Source organism: Salmonella sp. NW722, assembly GCF_051702785.1.
In the GTDB taxonomy this organism is placed as follows: domain Bacteria; phylum Pseudomonadota; class Gammaproteobacteria; order Enterobacterales; family Enterobacteriaceae; genus Salmonella; species Salmonella enterica.
On sequence record NZ_JAMMIN010000008.1, the window covers coordinates 170,251 to 187,988 of the forward strand.

22 protein-coding genes are annotated in these 17,738 nt (G+C 52.0%); 21 read left to right on the forward strand and 1 reads right to left on the reverse strand.

The genetic code is table 11. From position 1 onward, the window contains the following. Positions 1 to 112 precede the first annotated feature (112 nt). Complete coding sequence (gene lysC, locus NA330_RS19270) at positions 113 to 1,462, forward strand: lysine-sensitive aspartokinase 3 (protein ID WP_000136394.1); 1,350 nt, start codon at positions 113 to 115, stop codon at positions 1,460 to 1,462. A 130-nt stretch (positions 1,463 to 1,592) separates the two neighbouring features. Here lysC and NA330_RS19275 read toward each other — a convergent pair whose 3' ends face one another. Beyond that, positions 1,593 to 1,940: a Mor transcription activator family protein gene (locus NA330_RS19275; protein ID WP_000615248.1), complete on the reverse strand. Its 348-nt coding sequence runs from the start codon at positions 1,938 to 1,940 to the stop codon at positions 1,593 to 1,595. Between the two features lie 576 nt (positions 1,941 to 2,516). Between NA330_RS19275 and NA330_RS19280 the strand changes: the two genes are divergently transcribed. The 20 genes from NA330_RS19280 (at position 2,517) to NA330_RS19375 (ending at position 17,737) form a co-directional block, all read left to right on the forward strand. After that, positions 2,517 to 2,804 carry a putative holin gene (locus tag NA330_RS19280; RefSeq protein WP_001226439.1) on the forward strand — a complete coding sequence of 96 codons (288 nt, stop codon included), beginning with the start codon at positions 2,517 to 2,519 and terminating at the stop codon, positions 2,802 to 2,804. 2 nt (positions 2,805 to 2,806) lie between these two features. Beyond that, positions 2,807 to 3,412 (forward strand): lytic transglycosylase domain-containing protein, encoded by a 606-nt coding sequence (locus tag NA330_RS19285; protein ID WP_023242464.1) that lies wholly within the window; start codon positions 2,807 to 2,809, stop codon positions 3,410 to 3,412. Between the two features lie 12 nt (positions 3,413 to 3,424). Next, positions 3,425 to 3,739, forward strand: a complete 315-nt coding sequence (locus tag NA330_RS19290) for a membrane protein (RefSeq protein ID WP_000777266.1) — start codon at positions 3,425 to 3,427, stop codon at positions 3,737 to 3,739. Between the two features lie 158 nt (positions 3,740 to 3,897). After that, entirely contained in the window at positions 3,898 to 4,353 is a 456-nt protein-coding gene (locus tag NA330_RS19295) for a Gp37 family protein (RefSeq protein ID WP_000449438.1), read from the forward strand. Further along, positions 4,350 to 4,547 (forward strand): hypothetical protein, encoded by a 198-nt coding sequence (locus tag NA330_RS19300; protein WP_000875313.1) that lies wholly within the window; start codon positions 4,350 to 4,352, stop codon positions 4,545 to 4,547. Before NA330_RS19295 ends, NA330_RS19300 begins: the two co-directional genes overlap by 4 nt. Beyond that, positions 4,537 to 5,964, forward strand: a complete 1,428-nt coding sequence (locus NA330_RS19305) for a phage tail sheath subtilisin-like domain-containing protein (protein WP_023242465.1) — start codon at positions 4,537 to 4,539, stop codon at positions 5,962 to 5,964. Before NA330_RS19300 ends, NA330_RS19305 begins: the two co-directional genes overlap by 11 nt. Further along, entirely contained in the window at positions 5,964 to 6,488 is a 525-nt protein-coding gene (locus NA330_RS19310) for a phage major tail tube protein (protein WP_017441260.1), read from the forward strand. Before NA330_RS19305 ends, NA330_RS19310 begins: the two co-directional genes overlap by 1 nt. Positions 6,489 to 6,539: 51 nt before the next feature. Beyond that, complete coding sequence (locus tag NA330_RS19315) at positions 6,540 to 6,857, forward strand: phage tail assembly protein (protein WP_001003641.1); 318 nt, start codon at positions 6,540 to 6,542, stop codon at positions 6,855 to 6,857. Further along, positions 6,817 to 6,945, forward strand: coding sequence for a GpE family phage tail protein (locus NA330_RS19320; RefSeq protein ID WP_001185654.1), 129 nt, complete (start codon positions 6,817 to 6,819; stop codon positions 6,943 to 6,945). Before NA330_RS19315 ends, NA330_RS19320 begins: the two co-directional genes overlap by 41 nt. Before the next feature lie 96 nt (positions 6,946 to 7,041). Then, positions 7,042 to 9,396: a phage tail tape measure protein gene (locus NA330_RS19325; protein WP_017441261.1), complete on the forward strand. Its 2,355-nt coding sequence runs from the start codon at positions 7,042 to 7,044 to the stop codon at positions 9,394 to 9,396. Further along, on the forward strand, positions 9,396 to 10,349 hold the full coding sequence (locus NA330_RS19330) for a phage tail protein (RefSeq protein WP_017441262.1): 954 nt from the start codon (positions 9,396 to 9,398) through the stop codon (positions 10,347 to 10,349). The genes NA330_RS19325 and NA330_RS19330 overlap by 1 nt, the downstream gene beginning before the upstream one ends. After that, on the forward strand, positions 10,349 to 10,558 hold the full coding sequence (locus NA330_RS19335) for a tail protein X (protein WP_001269716.1): 210 nt from the start codon (positions 10,349 to 10,351) through the stop codon (positions 10,556 to 10,558). The genes NA330_RS19330 and NA330_RS19335 overlap by 1 nt, the downstream gene beginning before the upstream one ends. Then, positions 10,546 to 11,589: a phage late control D family protein gene (locus NA330_RS19340; RefSeq protein ID WP_017441263.1), complete on the forward strand. Its 1,044-nt coding sequence runs from the start codon at positions 10,546 to 10,548 to the stop codon at positions 11,587 to 11,589. The genes NA330_RS19335 and NA330_RS19340 overlap by 13 nt, the downstream gene beginning before the upstream one ends. A gap of 9 nt (positions 11,590 to 11,598) precedes the next feature. Further along, positions 11,599 to 12,321, forward strand: a complete 723-nt coding sequence (locus NA330_RS19345; RefSeq protein ID WP_000679395.1) for a phage baseplate assembly protein V — start codon at positions 11,599 to 11,601, stop codon at positions 12,319 to 12,321. Between the two features lie 326 nt (positions 12,322 to 12,647). Then, positions 12,648 to 13,010: a GtrA family protein gene (locus NA330_RS19350; protein ID WP_000593184.1), complete on the forward strand. Its 363-nt coding sequence runs from the start codon at positions 12,648 to 12,650 to the stop codon at positions 13,008 to 13,010. After that, a complete protein-coding gene (locus NA330_RS19355; protein ID WP_000703634.1) occupies positions 13,007 to 13,936 on the forward strand; it encodes a glycosyltransferase family 2 protein in 930 nt (309 codons plus the stop codon). Before NA330_RS19350 ends, NA330_RS19355 begins: the two co-directional genes overlap by 4 nt. Beyond that, the gene (locus tag NA330_RS19360) at positions 13,936 to 15,483 is read left to right on the forward strand and encodes a DUF6056 family protein (RefSeq protein WP_017441264.1); all 1,548 of its coding nucleotides are present in this window, start codon (positions 13,936 to 13,938) and stop codon (positions 15,481 to 15,483) included. Before NA330_RS19355 ends, NA330_RS19360 begins: the two co-directional genes overlap by 1 nt. A gap of 163 nt (positions 15,484 to 15,646) precedes the next feature. Then, on the forward strand, positions 15,647 to 16,006 hold the full coding sequence (locus NA330_RS19365) for a GPW/gp25 family protein (RefSeq protein WP_001093501.1): 360 nt from the start codon (positions 15,647 to 15,649) through the stop codon (positions 16,004 to 16,006). Continuing rightward, entirely contained in the window at positions 15,997 to 17,112 is a 1,116-nt protein-coding gene (locus tag NA330_RS19370; protein ID WP_017441265.1) for a baseplate assembly protein, read from the forward strand. The genes NA330_RS19365 and NA330_RS19370 overlap by 10 nt, the downstream gene beginning before the upstream one ends. Further along, on the forward strand, positions 17,105 to 17,737 hold the full coding sequence (locus tag NA330_RS19375) for a phage tail protein I (RefSeq protein WP_000359503.1): 633 nt from the start codon (positions 17,105 to 17,107) through the stop codon (positions 17,735 to 17,737). The genes NA330_RS19370 and NA330_RS19375 overlap by 8 nt, the downstream gene beginning before the upstream one ends. Position 17,738: the final 1 nt, after the last annotated feature.

Consider the following 17,738-nt stretch of genomic DNA (forward strand, 5'->3'; position numbering starts at 1 on the left):
TCCAGGCCACAACTTTTATTTATAAATACGTTACTTGCATTTGCGCCTGCACCGGTTTCTGTTCTGCCCTTGTGCCATGGTCGCGTTTTTCATTTCCTGACACGAGGTTGATATGACAGAGATCGTTGTTTCCAAATTTGGCGGTACCAGCGTCGCTGATTTTGACGCCATGAACCGTAGCGCGGATATCGTACTTTCCGACGCCAATGTTCGTTTAGTCGTGCTTTCCGCGTCTGCCGGCATCACTAATCTGCTGGTGGCGCTGGCCGAAGGGATGGAGCCTGGCGAACGTTTCGCTACGCTCGACGCCATCCGTAAAATCCAGTTCGATATCCTTGATCGTCTGCGTCATCCGAATGTCATTCGCGAAGAGATTGAACGCCTGCTGGAAAACATCACTATTCTGGCGGAGGCGGCATCGCTGGCGACATCGGCAGCCCTGACCGATGAACTGGTCAGCCACGGCGAGCTGATGTCTACCCTGCTATTTGTTGAGATCCTGCGTGAACGCGACGTACAGGCCCACTGGTTCGACGTGCGCAAAGTGATGCGTACCAGCGATCGCTTTGGTCGTGCGGAACCGGACGTCGCAGCGCTTGCGGAACTGGCCGCGCAGCAGTTGCTCCCGCGCCTGAGCGAAACGTTGGTCATTACTCAGGGCTTTATCGGCAGTGAAAGCAAAGGCCGCACCACGACGTTAGGCCGCGGCGGCAGCGACTATACGGCAGCGTTGCTGGCTGAAGCGCTCCATGCCGCGCGGGTTGATATCTGGACAGATGTGCCCGGTATTTACACCACCGACCCGCGCGTAGTGCCCGTCGCGCAGCGAATTGATGAAATCGACTTTGAAGAAGCGGCGGAGATGGCAACCTTCGGCGCAAAAGTACTGCATCCAGCCACCTTACTGCCGGCCGTGCGTAGCGATATCCCGGTCTTCGTTGGCTCCAGTAAAGATCCGCAAGCGGGCGGTACGCTGGTGTGCAATAAAACCCAAAACCCGCCGCTGTTCCGCGCGCTGGCGCTGCGCCGCAATCAAACGCTATTGACGCTGCACAGCCTGAATATGCTGCACTCACGAGGTTTCCTGGCAGAGGTGTTCGGCATTCTGGCGCGGCATAATATTTCGGTAGATCTGATTACCACTTCGGAGGTGAGCGTCGCGCTGACGCTGGATACTACCGGCTCCACCTCCACGGGCGATACGTTACTGACCCAATCCTTATTGATGGAGCTTTCCGCGTTGTGTCGGGTCGAAGTCGAAGAAGGACTGGCGCTGGTCGCGCTGATTGGCAACAACCTGTCAAAAGCCTGCGGTGTTGGTAAAGAAGTGTTTGGCGTCCTGGAACCGTTCAACATTCGCATGATTTGTTACGGCGCCTCCAGCCACAATCTGTGCTTCCTCGTGCCGGGAGACGATGCCGAGAAAGTGGTGCAAAAGCTACATCAGAACTTATTTGAATAATTGCCCTGACACGGCAGCGGGTGAGCGCTATCAGGCAATACGCTGCCGGATGGCGACGCAAGCGCCTTATCCGGCCTGTCGCAGCTCCCGGCGTATAGCGCTTGTCGCTATACGCCATACCCGATATCGCTTACAGCATACGCCGCTGGTGCTGTTTTTCCGTGTGGACCCGCTTAACGATTTTATAGATCCACTGCAGTGTCAAATTGTACTTTTTGGCCAGCTCCGCATAATTACGCCCATCGCACTCGCTGTAAATCTGATAATCCCGTTCCGAGGCCCGGCCAGAGATACCTTTGGGGAAATAAATGCTTTGCCCGCCCCAGTTGCGCATCATTCTGTCAGCAATTGCCTGACCGGCATTTTCGGCTGACGCGCTATCAATATTCATGCTTTCAATAAGTACCTGCGACGCATGAAACGCCAGATCGTTAATAATCTCCGGAAGCCGAACCATTTCTTTTGATTTCTGAATCATATTTTATCTCCATATCCAGCACCATGCTCCCCGTGACGGCACCAAAAAGGGAAGCGTAAAGAACGGTGCAATAACTACCTATCAATATATTCAAAATATATATAAATATTTACTATCAACGGCATTTAATTATAAATTAAAAGAATGCATATATTGCTTTCAATTTATAATATGTATTTATTTTATAGGTGAAGTAAGCCTTCACTGATGCCATCATTTTACACAATACTGTATGTATATACAGTTAATTTTTTGCATTTTTTTCTGCGTTCGATCAAAAAGATCGCTTTCCTCACGATCGCGTGAATTTTTAAAGTGACTTTAAAAATCAATAAGATAATTTTAATCAAAGATTATTATGACACAGCAATACCGCCATCATTGCCTGCCACAGACACATACTGACTCTCCGCAGGCAGCCTCTACCCCCTGCCCCGAAAGCTTTATTTATTCGTTTATTTGTTGGCATTTGACACCATGCGCTAAACATTTTTTAAAGTTATTTATTAAAGCCCTTTTCGTTCTTCCACTATGGGGAAAAGCGATACTTCTCTCTCAATTATCAGGAGATAGAGTATGCGAAAAATTATTGTTCCCCGACTTTCCGGCTGGCTGATTGCCTCTGTCGTACTGTTTGCGCTTATCGGCTGGACATCATCAGCGCAAATTCCGGTCGTCATCTATAAACTCAGCCTGGTTTCGTTATCAGCGGTGCTGGGTTACTGGCTCGACCGTAGTCTTTTCCCCTGGGCGCGTCCCGACTCCTTTTGCCCCTGGGAAGAATCGCTGTGCTGCGCCGCTGCGATGATTCGTCGCGCGATCATCGTTGCGGCAATTTGCCTTGCCGTCGCGCTGGGGCTGTAACGATGCGTTATCAATACGTATGCCTGGTCTGCGCTATGACTTTCTTGCCTGCCGATGCTGCCGAACCGCCGCGCGCTTCTCTGCAATGGCGCAACGAAGTGATTCGTACCGCGCGCGAAATCTGGGGGCTTAACGCCCCCGTTGCTGATTTTGCCGGGCAACTACATCAGGAATCCGGCTGGGCACCTGACGCGCTTTCTCCGGCTGGCGCGCAGGGTATGGCGCAATTTATGCCCGCAACGGCAAAATGGGTAAGCCAGTTGTACCCAGCGCTTCGCGAGAACAAGCCGTTTAATCCCGCCTGGGCGATACGCGCGCTGGTACAGTATGACCGCCAGTTGTGGAAAAGCGTGTCAGCAAAAAATAGCTGCCAGCGAATGGCTTTCACTCTGAGCGCCTATAACGGCGGGCAAGGCTGGGTTAACAGAGATAAAAAGCTGGCCGCCGCAAAGGGGTTGGATGCGTCCATCTGGTTTGAACATGTAGAACGCGTTAACGCCGGGCGCAGCGCCGCAAACTGGCGCGAAAATCGTCATTATCCTGAAGCGATTTTATATCAACATGCTCCCCGTTATTTGCAATGGGGGCAGGCTAGCTGCATTCATTAATCAGAGGGAGTAATGAAACTCAGTATCGATTTTTGGGAAGTCATCTCCCTCTTACTTTCGTTTGTTGGATTAATGTTTGCTGCCGGTAAATTGCTGCTGGCGCAAATTGAAAAACGGCTGAATGAACGTTTTGAAGCACTGGAAGCTGCCCGGCGCGAATCAGAAGCGGGCTGGTCCAGGCTGGAGAGAGAATTTCTGGAATTTCGCGCCGATTTACCGCTGCATTATGTCCGCCGCGAGGATTATCTTCGCGGCCAGGCCGTTCTGGAAGCAAAACTGGATGCGCTATATAGCAAAATAGAACTGATTCAACGAGGTAACCATTAAACAAATCCCCGTCGTTTATACGCCGGGGATTTTTTATTCGTTTTAACTTTTTTCTCTAAAGGAGATTAAAAGACGCCTCGCGCCTGATACATCAAAATACGTCTGAACGATAACGAAGAGAGAATATTATCTCTCCCGGTAAATCAAGGAAAGCGTATATGGAAACATTATCTGTTGTACATACCGTGGCGAATAGACTACGTGAATTAAACCCTGATATGGATATACATATTTCATCAACCGATGCGAAAGTATATATCCCAACAGGGCAGCAGGTAACGGTATTAATTCACTACTGCGGTTCGGTTTTTGCCGAACCAGAAAATACGGATGCCACGGTACAAAAACAACTAATCCGGATTTCCGCCACCGTTATTGTTCCGCAAATAAGTGACGCGATAAACGCGCTGGATCGTCTACGTCGCTCGTTGGGGGGCATTGAACTTCCCGACTGTGATCGTCCGCTCTGGCTGGAAAGCGAAAAATATATCGGCGACGCCGCAAACTTCTGCCGTTACGCCCTGGATATAACCGCCAGCACCCTGTTTATCGCGGAACAGGAAAGCAAGGACTCCCCCCTGCTTACAGTCGTTAATTATGAGGAAATTCAATGAAATATATCTACAGTGGCCCGGCAAGCGGCGTCACGCTCGCCGACGGTCAAGAAGTCTTACTGTGGCCCAATAGCGAAATCTCGCTGCCGGAAGATAACGAGTGGGTAATCACCATGATTGCCCGCCGTCACCTGGCGCCAGTGGTTACGCAAGAAGTAGAAACTAATGAAGAGGAAATTGTCCATGGCAGCTAATTACCTGCACGGTGTAGAGACCATTGAGATCGAAACCGGCCCACGTCCGGTTAAGGCGGTTAAATCTGCGGTTATTGGTCTGATCGGCACCGCGCCATGCGGCCCGGTTAACCAGCCAACGCTGTGCCTTTCTGAAAGCGACGCGGCGCAGTTTGGCCCAGGTCTGGCGAATTTCACCATCCCGCAGGCGCTGAAGGCGATCTACGATCACGGCGCAGGGACGGTCGTGGTGATTAACGTGCTGAATCCGGCGGTACACAAAAGTACCATTCCCAGTGAAACCGTGAAGGTTGATGACAACGGTCAGATTCAACTCAAGCACGGGGCCGTGCAAACGATAAACATTGGCCGCAGCACGAACGCCGGAAACGCTTATATCAAAGGCACCGATTACACCATTGATATGCTGACCGGTAAAATCACCTGTATGGGAACCAACCTGAAACCCGGCGTTCAGGCCTATGTAAATTATACTTACGCGGACCCCACCAAAGTGACTGCTGCCGATATTATTGGCGCGGTAAACACGGCGGGTGACCGTACCGGCATGAAGCTGTTACAGGACACCTGGACCCAGTTTGGTTTTTACGCAAAGATCCTGATTGCGCCGGTCTTTTGTACGCAAAACTCGGTCGCCGTTAAGCTTATCGCTCAGGCAGAAGCGCTGGGAGCCATTACCTACATTGATGCGCCCATCGGCACGACTTTCCAGCAAGTTCTGGCAGGGCGCGGCCCGCAGGGGGCGATTAACTTCAATACCAGTTCCGATCGCGCGCGTCTGTGCTATCCGCACGTTAAAGTGTACGACAGCGCGACGGACAGCGAAGTCCTGGAGCCGCTCTCCTCCCGCGCCGCTGGCCTGCGTGCCAAAGTGGATCTGGAAAAAGGCTTCTGGTGGAGCAACTCCAATCAGGAAATTCAGGGCATTACCGGCGTAGAGCGCTCGCTGTCAGCGATGATCGACGATCCGCAAAGCGAAGTGAATCAACTGAACGAAAACGGCATCACCACCATCTTCAACAGCTATGGCTCCGGTTTGCGCCTGTGGGGCAACCGTACTGCTGCCTGGCCGACCGTTACTCATATGCGTAACTTTGAGAACGTGCGCCGTACTGGTGATGTGATTAACGAATCGATTCGTTATTTCAGCCAGCAGTATATGGATATGCCGATAAACCAGGCGCTGATCGACGCGCTAACCGAATCGGTGAACACCTGGGGCCGCAAGCTGATTGCCGACGGCGCGCTGTTGGGTTTTGAATGCTGGTACGACCCGGCGCGTAACGAACAGACTGAACTGGCAGCCGGGCATCTGTTGCTGAGCTACAAATTCACCCCGCCGCCGCCGCTGGAACGTCTGACGTTTGAAACCGAAATTACCTCTGAATATTTAGTTTCTCTGGAGAGCAATCGCTAATGGCTGGAAAAATTCAAATTAACCGTATTACCAACGCCAATATTTATCTTGATGGTAATAATCTTTTAGGTCGCGCGAGTGAAATTAAACTGCCTGATATCAGCATGATTATGCAGGAGCATAAAGCGCTGGGGATGGTCGGTAAAATTGAGCTGCCTGCCGGTTTTGACAAACTGGAGGGCGAAATTAAATGGAACTCGTTTTACCACGACGTCATGCGTAAAACGGCAAACCCGTGGCAGGCGGTGGCATTGCAGTGCCGCTCCAGCATCGATTGTTATAACTCGCAGGGTAAAGCGGATCAGTTAGCGCTGGTGACGCATATGACCGTAATGTTTAAAAAGAACCCGCTGGGAACGTTTAAACAGAATGAAAACCCGGAATTTAGCAGCGCCTTCGGCTGCACTTATATTAAACAGGTGGTTGACGGTGAAACGCTTCTTGAACTGGATTATCTGGCGAATATTTTCCGCGTAAATGACGCGGATCAATTAAATGCCTACCGCAATAATATTGGTGGTTAATTACTTCGGGGCTACGGCCCCGAATTTAACACGACGAATAAGGACTACACCATGAACGAAAAATATACCCTGCAATTCCCGTTTACCTCCGCCGCCGGGGAACGTATCGACGTTCTGCAATTACGTCGCCTGAAGGTAAAAGATATGCGCGCCGCGCGACGCGCCAGCGATAAACCGGAAGAGTGGGATGAGCCGCTGATGGCGGCTATGACCGGGCTGGTAACAGAAGATCTGGCGGAAATGGATCTGCTGGACTATCAGGCATTGCAGAAACGATTTCAGGCCATGCTTAGCATGGCTACAGAACCCACAGCAGTTGTGGCAGGCAATGGCGCTGCTGGCGAGGTGGTTTCGCTTTCCGCCCAGTGAAATTGACGCGCTGTCGGTTGACGATTTTACCTGCTGGCTGGATGAAGCCAGCGCGCAAATTAAACACGAATACGACTCGCAGGCTTAATGCCTGCGGGTTTCCTGACCCAAGCCCGGTTCACTCCTTCCCTGTTCTTTTTTCGGCAAGCAGCCTGTTACCGGGCAACTTATACGAGACACTATTTTGGCCAACGACATTATTACTCAGCTTCAGGCGCGTAATGAGACGTTGACGCAGGCAATAGCCCGTTACGGCTCACTCAACGCCAGCACGCTGCACACGCTCAGCTTTGAGCAAACAAAAATCTCCCGGCTTACGCAACAGCTCGCTAACTCTGCCCTTCGCCGGGAAGAGAACGATAAACAGCGCGTCGGGTTGCTGGAAAAAACACAAACGTTCGCCGGACAGTTCGGCAAGCTCCTGAACGTTGACACTCCCGACTGGAAGCTGCCTTACGAATTTCAGGGCAACATGGTCGATATGGCGGCGAAAGGCGGCATGGATAACACCGCGCGGGACGCCCTGAGCCTGAATATCCGCGACTGGAGCCTTGATTTCAATCAGGAGCAAAAAGATCTGCAAAGCGCCGCCGCCACGATGATCGAAGGCGGCGTCAGCGCATTGCAGGATCTTAGCCGCTACATGCCCGATATCGCCAAAGCCGCGACCGCCTCCCGCGACAGCGCGCAAAGCTGGGCGCAGGCGGCTCTGGCCACTCGCGACAAACTGAACATCGCCCCTGACGACTTCCGTTTTGCGCAAAATATGCTGTACAGCGTGGCAAAAAGCGGCGGCGGCTCCGTTGCAGAACAAACCCAGTGGATTAACGCCTTTGCCGGAAAAACCGACGCTCAGGGGAAAGAAGGCATTGCGGAACTGACCGCAACGATGCAAATCGCCATGAAAAACGCCCCTGACGCAAGCGTGGCGGCAGCGAATTTCGACCATTTCCTGAAATCCGCCTTCTCGAAAGAGACGGACAGTTGGTTTGCCCGTCAGGGCGTGGATCTTCAGGGATCGCTGCTGGAGCATCAGCAAAACGGGATCGGCGTGACGGAAGCGATGGCCCACATCGTGCAGATGCAACTGGAGAAAATGAACCCGCAGATCCTCGACACCTTCAGGCAAACCATGAAGATTGAGGATCTTTCCGCGCGCGGCAACGCGCTACAGGCCATGACGGAGAAATTTAACCTCGGCGCGATGTTCGGCGATGCGCAAACGCGGGATTTTCTCGCCCCGATGCTGGCGAATATGGACGAATATCGCCAGCTAAAAGCCTCCGCAATGCAGGCGGCGGAGCAACATTTTATCGATGATGACTTCGCCGCGAAAATGACATCGCCCGGAGAACAGACCAAAGCGTTACAACTTTCACTTAACGATCTGTGGCTGACCGTCGGCCTGGCGCTGATGCCCGCCATTGGCGAACTGGCGCAAAGCATCACGCCGCTGGTGCGGCAGTTCAGCGCCTGGCTGCGGGAAAATCCGGCTCTGGTGCAAGGGGTCGCTAAAGTCGTTGGCGTTATCTGGCTGTTCAACGGGGCGCTGAATATTCTCAGGCTGGGAGCAAACCTCATTGCGTCGCCGTTTATTCGCCTGATCGATATCTTCCTGAAGGTCAAAGCCGGTCTGGCGCTGGGCGGCGGCAGTCGCGCGCTATCGGTTCTGAAATCGTTTGGCAACGGTGCGAAAAGCCTGACGATGCTGCTGGGAAACGGCCTGATAAAAGGGCTACGGCTGGTCGGCCAGACGTTTATCTGGCTGGGTCGGGCGCTGCTGATGAACCCTGTCGGTCTGACTATCATCGCTATCGCAGGCGCCGCCTATTTACTTTATCGCTACTGGGAACCGATTTCCGGTTTCTTTGCCGGAGTCTGGGAGCGCATCAAAACCGCCTTTGACGGAGGCGTTGCCGGCGTCACGCGTTTGATTCTCGACTGGTCGCCGCTGGGGCTGTTTTACCGCGCCTTCGCCAGCGTACTGGACTGGTTTGGCATTGAACTCCCCGCCAGCTTCAGCGAATTTGGCGGCAATATTCTCGATAGCCTGATCAACGGCATTCTGAACGCGCTTCCTTTCCTGAACGGGGCGATTGAGAAGATAAAAGCGCTGATCCCCGACTGGGCGAAAAGCGCGCTGGGCATCAGCGCTGAAATGCCGTCTGTCGCCGCCGCCGTCCCCGGTATTGCCGGAACAATGGTCGCGCAACAGGCCAGCGCGCCGCTGGCATCGGGAGCGAAAGCGGTGACAACCTCGGCCAAAACGATGACCTCGCCGCAGCCTATGAAGACGAAAAGCGCCGCCACGCCGCCGACGCCAGCTGCGCTTCCCGGCAAATCCGGCGGGAAACCTTATACGCTGCCCTCCCGCGCGCAAAGCAACGTGCAGGTACACTTTTCCCCGCAGGTTACCGTGCAGGGAAGCGGCGCGAATGCCGCCAAAGATATCAACAACGTGCTGTCGCTGAGCAAACGCGAGCTGGAGAGAATGATTAACGATGTCATGGCGCAACAACGGCGCCGGGAGTACGCATAATGTATGCCGTATTAGGCGAAATAGAATTTGACGTCGTCGCTTACTGGGACGAATTTGAAAGCACGATGGGCGTGGATTATACCAGCCATGCCCGTATTGAAGGGAAACCGGGCGTGCAATTTATCGGCGATAAGCTGGACAAAATCACCCTGAAATTCAACTTTCATAGTCAGTATTGCCAGCCGACCACCGAGCTGAACCGTCTGCGGGAAGCGATGACCGCGCACCAGGCGATGGCGCTGGTGTTCGGCAATGGCGATTATCGCGGCTGGTTCGTGATTACCGATCTGACCGCTACCCACCAACACACCGATCCTTACGGTAACGTCATTGCCCAGGGCGGCACTCTGTCGCTACAGGAGTACACCGGCGATCCGAAGAGCCCGTTGCTGCCTCCGGCCATCACCACCCAGGAACCGAACATTGACGAGATGTTGGATGAGCTTCCCGACGTTAGCGATTCCTGGTTTGATGAACTGCTGAGCGCCGTTGAAGAGGGTATGCGTGAAGCCAAAGAGATGATGGATGAGGTGGCCGACGCCATTGATGACATCAAAAAAACGATCGCCCAGGCGAAAGAGCTGGTGAAGGAAGCCAAAGCGCTGAAAGAAAAATGCGGCGATATCGTCGATTCGCTGAAAAAAACCATTCGTTCGATAGACGCGCTGTTCCAGCAGCCGCTGGATTTGCAAACGCTGGCCGGGCTGCCGAAAGCGCTGGCGGCAAAAATGCAGGAACTGGTCGACAGCCTGCCGGGGATCCGCGAATGCGCGGGCGATGCCGGCACGCTTATTGAACACGCCGAATCGCTGTTTGACGCTATCACCAGCAGCGTCGCGGAAGCGACTTACGACAGCGCCGCGACGCTGGTCAATCAGGCGCGCGGCGCGCTGCAAACAAGCGCGCCCGACGTGAGCCAGCTTGCCGCCGCCGATATTACGAGGAGTCTGTAATGCGCTACCTTGAACATGTCACCACCGACGGCGAACGCTGGGATAATCTCGCCTGGCGCTATTACGGCGATGCGCTGGCCTACGAACGCATCATCGCGGCCAATCCGCACGTCGCTATTATGCCGGTTTTACCGTCAGGCGTGCGGCTGATCATCCCGGTTATCAGCGTCACGCAAACGACCCCGGAGCTACCGCCATGGCTGAGATAACGGTATCCGGCGGGGTGTTCGCCACCCTGACGCCTATTTTTACCCTTTGGTACGGACATAAAGAGATCACTTACGACATCGCGCCTTATGTCACCAGCATCAGTTACAGCGACAGCATTAAAAACGAGTCGGATGTTATTGCCATTGCGCTGGAAGATAGCGCCGGGCGCTGGGTAAACGAATGGTATCCGGGAAAAGGCGACACGCTGGCGCTGCGCCTGGGCTACCAGGGTGAAGATCTGCTCGATTGCGGAACCTATATCATTGATAAAATTGATATCAGCGCGCCACCTTCGACGGTCAATATCGACGGTATCGCCACCTCGGTCAGCAAAGCGCTACGCACCAAAAACAGCCAGGGCTTTGAGGAGACGACGCTTTCCGCCATCGCCAGTCGCATCGCGCAAAAACACGGTTTAACACTGGCGGGCAAGATTGCGCCGCTGACGATTGATCGGGTCACGCAATATGCCGAAACCGATGTGGCGTTTCTCAAACGGCTGGCGAGTGAATATGGCTATACCGTGAAAGTGACGGCGACGGAGCTGATCTTTTCGCATCTGCCGACGCTGCGCTGTCTGGCGCCGGTGAAGACGCTCAGGCGGACGGATATTTCGCACTACACGTTCAAAGATACCATCAACCGGATCTACAAAAACGCCACCGTGCAGCATCAAAATAGCAAGCAAAAAGAACTGGTTATCTACACCCATGACAGCCAGGAAAAAGCCCCGGCGCGCGGTGCGGCGACCAGCGCCGATACCCTGAAGATCAACAGTCGCGCCCCAGATGCCGGCGCGGCGCAGGCTAAAGCCAATGCCGCGCTGGACAGCCACAACGAATACCAGCAAACCGGCACGCTCAGCTTGATGGGCTGCCCGCAGTTGACGGCGGGCAACAAGATAGAACTGAGCGATTTTGGCGTACTTTCCGGGCAGTGGCTGATTGATAAATCCATGCACAAACTCACGCGCAGCGGCGGCTACACTACCGAAATCGACATTTCACGCGGACCGGCAACCAGCCAGTAAGGAGGCAATATGAAAGGCGTTACCCGCCAGACGGGCATTATCAGCGATATTGATGAGGCGGTCGTGCGCGTCAGAGTCACTCTACCAGAGTGCGATAACCTGCGCAGTAACTGGCTTGCGGTGCTGCAACGCAACACGCAGGACAACAAAGATTACTGGTTGCCGGATATTGGCGAACAGGTGGAAGTTTTGCTCGACGACAACGGCGAGGATGGGGTGGTGCTGGGCGCGGTCTACTCCAGCGTGGATACCGCGCCGCTGGCCTCGCGCGACAAACGCTACGTGCAGTTTTCCGACGGCGCGGCCTTTGAATATGACCGTGCGTTACACCAGCTCACCGTCAACGGCGGCATAGAAAAAATCGTCATTGAAGTGAAGGAACGTACGCAGCTTACTTCGCCGCAAGTGGAGGTCAGGGCGCAGCACGTCACGGTGATATCAGAAACCGTAGACGTGGCGGCCACCTCCGTGGGCGTCAAGGCGGTAGATGTCAACGTGGAAGCGTCCCATACGGGCATTAAAGCGCTGAATGTCACCGTCGATGCGCCGCTCAGCACCTTTACCGGTGACGTTACCGTGATGAAAAAACTCACCTGGCTTGGCGGTATGGCCGGTAGCGGCGGCGTCGGAAACAGCGCGGTTATCACGGGCAACGTGAATGTCCTCGGCAACGTTAACGCCAGCGGTTCAGTGATGGACAGCGGCGGCAACTCCAACCACCACTCTCACTAACCTGCAAATTGCTGCTGGATGGTGGCTTCGCCTTATCCAGCCTGCAAAAGGTGCATAAACACCGGCCCGGTAAGCGCAGAAGCGCCACCGGGCAAATTGCTGGAGGATATTTATTTCAGCGCAACGTGATTAAGCCCTTTTCCCGCGCTATTTCCGATGAAAATGTAATCACTTTGCACTGCAAATATTGCATATATGTATATTGGAAAACTAACGCTATTTTTTACTTTAACTTCGCCCTGCTTACATAAAATCTGCTGTTCAGGAATGATCCTCTCAGTTTTGTCTGGTAGACTTCGCTGAATTACAACTTCTTGATTGCTATAATGATAAAATTATTTATAAAGTACGTTTCGATAGGCGTACTTAATACTGCTTTGCACTGGGCTATCTTTGCCCTTTGCGTCTATGGATTTCAAACAAGTCAGGCTTTGGCAAACGTAACGGGCTTTGCTGTCGCTGTCAGTTTTAGTTTTTTCGCTAACGCCCGGTTTACCTTTGGAGCCAGCGTATCAACCGGACGTTATTTGCTGTACGTCGGTTTTATGGGCGTGCTGAGCGCTGTCGTGGGATGGACAGGCGACAAGTGTGCTATGCCTCCCATTTTTACGCTCATTGTATTTTCCGCAATTAGCCTTATTTGCGGATTTTTATATTCCAGATTCATTGTTTTCAGGAATGAGAAATGAAAATTTCATTAGTGGTTCCCGTCTTTAATGAAGAGGACGCGATCCCTATTTTCTATAAAACGGTCAGAGAATACAGTTCACTTAAACCTTATAACGTTGAGATTATCTTCGTTAATGATGGGAGTCACGATGCGACTGAATCAATCATCAGCGCATTAGCTGTTGCCGATCCTCTTGTTGTTCCGATCTCATTTACCCGCAATTTTGGTAAAGAACCTGCACTTTTTGCCGGATTGGATTACGCGACCGGAGATGTGGTGATCCCTATCGATGTTGATTTACAAGATCCCATCGAAGTAATCCCACATTTGATCAATAAATGGCAGGCTGGTGCAGAAATGGTGCTAGCTAAACGTATCGATCGTTCAACGGATGGCCACCTGAAGCGTAAAAGCGCTGAGTGGTTCTACAGGCTGCATAACAAAATCAGTACGCCAAAGATTGAAGAGAATGTCGGTGATTTTCGATTGATGTCGCGCGAGATTGTAGAAAATATCAAGCTATTACCAGAACGTAACCTTTTCATGAAAGGTATACTTTCATGGGTTGGAGGTCAAACAGATGTTGTCGAATATGCCCGTGCTGAACGTGTCGCAGGTAGCTCAAAATTTAATGGCTGGAAACTCTGGAACCTGGCGCTGGAGGGGATTACAAGTTTTTCTACTTTCCCTTTGCGTATCTGGACGTATATAGGAGTGAGCGTTTCTGCCCTCTCCCTGATATATGCCATGTGGATGATCATTGATAAATTGATGTGGGGAAACCCTGTTCCTGGTTATCCTTCGCTTATGACCGCGATTCTCTTCTTAGGCGGCATCCAGCTTATCGGCATAGGCATCATGGGTGAATATATCGGACGCGTTTACACGGAGGTGAAGCAAAGACCCCGCTATATCGTGAAAAACAAAAAAACAATGATGGAATAATGATTACTATGCTCAAGATATTACCGAAAACGGCGATGATACTACTGGCTTTTTTGGCCATTTTTCTTATTGAATGGTATACCCCCATTCACTCTGATGATTACCGCTATTACCTTTTAGGAATTTCGCCGGAATCACATTTTCATCATTATATGACATGGAGTGGCAGGATTATAGCTGATTACACCAGCGCACTCATCCTGTATACACGTTCTCAACTCGTGTATTCCATCAGCGCTGCCGTTTCGACACTGGTATTTTGTTATTTCATTGTGAAGACACCCTCAGGTACATTACGCTGGAATAAATCCGACTACTTATTATTCCCACTAATATTCTTCACTTACTGGATTTCGAACCCGAATTTGGGTCAAACCACTTTCTGGATCGTTGGTGCTGCGAATTATTTGTGGACGAATCTGTTCGTTGTTGCATGGCTGTTCTTCTTTTACACCATAACAATAAAAAACAGTAAAGCGATCAGCCCGTGGGTTGCATTACTAAGCTTTATGGCAGGCTGTTCCAATGAAAGCGTCTCACCTTTCGTCTCGCTTATTTCTGTTCTGGCCATTGCATACGAGTTATGGCAAAACAAATCTGTTTCGCGCAATAAGATAGTTTATAGTTTCTGTGCAATCGCAGGTTCATGCGTATTGATACTTTCTCCGGGCAATTTCATCCGCGCCAGCGGCAAAGAATTCTGGTATGGAAGGCCGATTTTTGAACGTATTTTCATTCACTTAACAGAACGCGTTCATAACCATCTGGCGCTGATCTGGATAGCTTATGTTGTTTTGTTATTGCTGGTCTTACTGGTCATATTCAATAAGCAGATTCGCGCCAAAATTGATAAAACGTCCCTTATCTGCGCTGCGTTAGTCGTATGTATAGGTATTGGCACTTCCTTAATCATGTTCGCGTCGCCGTCCTACCCCGATCGGGTTATGAACGGTACGTTTATGTTTTTCCTTTTAGCTATCTCCTTCATCGCTTACGCCCTGTTGAAAAGTGGCGTTAAGGCTGGAGTCGTAGGCGTAACTGCCGTGACTGTCCTCTGTGGTATCGTATTCCTTTGGTCCTATTCATTGATGCTTAACGGTTATAAAAAAACGGCCGGACAGGAAATCGTAAGACAAAAAATCATTACTAAAGAAATAGCGGCAGGTAAGCAGGAGTTTATCATCCCTGACTATTATTTCGTCAAATTGCAAAATAGCGGTGGTCATTTTGGTTTATTCCATGATCCTGCTGTTTACGGCGAGTATTATCATGTACAAGCTATTTTCAAAAAGAAAGTCAATTTTGATTATTCTGTAATCGCTAATGGAGCGAAGCACAGCCTTTCCAATGAAACGACGGCTTATAGCAACACCCGCGGGGATTTCGCTATTATCAGCCGGGAGCAGCTAACGGGTTCGATCACACTCTCGGTTAATGGACGGCAGAAAACGATTCCAGTTGAAAAAATGAAGCACGCAGAAATCAATGATGAATTCTGGTACTACGCTTCTGTAGGCAAAGGTGAAATTACAGCAATTTCATTTTAACTTTACGTAAAACGCGATCTTCGCCATTTAACAAAATGTGCATCAACACAGGCCCGGTAAGCGCAGAAGCGCCGCCGGGCAAAACACATTCTGACCCCGCCATCAATTATTTCCTTAAAGCGCTTTAATATCTCTCCCCCCGCCGGAAGGCGAAAATAGCCTCATGAACACGAAAACACGACCCTCGACCCTGCACTGGCAACCTGCCTTGCAACGTCCTGAAGAATACGTCTGCGGGCTGGATGATATTCATCAGGCAATACACATCATTCTGCGCACGCCGCGCGGCAGCGATCCCCACAGGCCGCTTTTTGGCAGCAATCTGTGGCGCTACATCGATTACCCGATCGAGCGGGCCATTCCGCACGTTGTTCGCGAATCGGTGGAAGCGATTCGCATGTGGGAACCCCGCTGCCGGTTGCTGAAGGTGACGCCGACGATTGACGGCGAACACCTGACGTTACGCGTGCAATGGCGCGCCGCAGACGGCGTAATCAACTCAACGGAGGTGTTATGGCGATAGCCGAACCCGACTTTATTGACCGCGATCCCGCGCAAATCACCAGCGAGATGATTGCGCAATATGAAGAAGCCAGCGGTAAAAAACTCTACCCGGCACAGGCTGAGCGGCTGCTCATTGACCTGTTTGCTTATCGTGAAAACCTTGTCCGCATCGCCATCCAGGAGGCGGCGAAGCAAAACCTGGTCGCGTATTCCCGCGCGCCGATGCTGGATTATTTAGGCGAACTGGTCGGCGTTCACCGTCTGCCGGCTCAGGCGGCGAAAACCACGCTACAGTTTTCCGTTACGACAGCGGCTAAAACCAACCTGGTGATTCCACAGGGTACCCGCGCCAGCGCGTCGGATAGCGTGATGTTCGCCACCGACGAAGATGTTCTGTTGCCTGCGGGCAGCCTGAGCATTGCGGTAACTGCAACCTGTGTAACGACCGGTGAATCCGGCAACAACTGGCAGCCTGCGCAAATCAGCGCGCTGGTGGACCGGGTAGGCAATTACGATCTCAGCGTCACCAACCTGACCGCATCGACAGGCGGCTGCGGCGAAGAAAACGACGATGCGCTGCGCGAGCGTATTCAACTGGCGCCGGAGAGTTTCAGCAACGCGGGCAGCTATGGCGCCTATCGCTTCCATACGCTCTCGGTCAGCCAGTCGATTATCGACGTGGCGGTGCTGGGGCCGGATGAAGGGCTGGCGGAAGGCTGCGTGGAACTCTATCCGCTGACCCTGAACGGTTTGCCGGGGCCGGAGCTTCTTGCCCAGATCGAACGGGAGGTGAGCAAAGAGAAAAAGCGCCCGCTAACCGATAAGGTGAGCGCTAAATGTTCTCCGCGCGTGGCTTATCAGATCCGCGCCCGGCTAACGCTGTTTACCACCGCCGATCAGGAGACGACGCTTGCCGCCGCGCGTGAAGCGATTAATACATGGACGCGCTCGCGCCAGACCCGGCTGGGCCAGGACATTGTGCCAAACCAGATAATTAAAGTGCTGCAGGTTGATGGCGTTTACGACGTGGCGCTGGATATGCCCGCGAAAAAGGTATTGCAGGCACACGAATGGGCGGAATGCACGGCCATTGACGTGACGATTGCCGGGGTCAGCGATGGATAAACTGCTTCTGCCGCCGCCGCTGGCCAGCGACGAACGTTTTTCGATTCTGGCGAATATTGCCGCCGAACGCTTTGCGCAAATCGACCTGACGGCGTTGCTGGTCTATCTGGTGGATATCGTTGATGCCTCGGCACTGCCCTCGTTGGCCGGACAGTTTCATGTTCAGGGGCTGGAGGGCTGGCTATTTGCCGCCAATGAACAGGAGAAACGAGAGTTAATTAAACAGGCGATTGAACTGCATAAATATAAAGGAACTCCCTGGGCCGTTCGCCGCGTTCTGGAAATATTATCCTTACCCGGCACGATTTCCGAATGGTTTGAGTATGGCGGTAAGGCTTATTTTTTTAAGGTTGAAATTGAGCTAATTAACCAGGGCATGGATGAAAATCTGTTTAATAACCTGGTCGATCTTATTCATGAGTATAAGAACGTGCGCTCAAAGCTGGAAGCGTTAATTGTCTGGATAATTAACCAAAGCGCTATTCCTGTTATCGGCAGCGCGCTTTACGGTGGAGAAATAACGACCGTCTTACCCTTCCAGGTTCTGGAAGTTCAACAAACTAAACCGATCTATTTCGGTACAGGGCAATGGAGCCTTGAAATTACATCTATTTACCCGGAGTAAT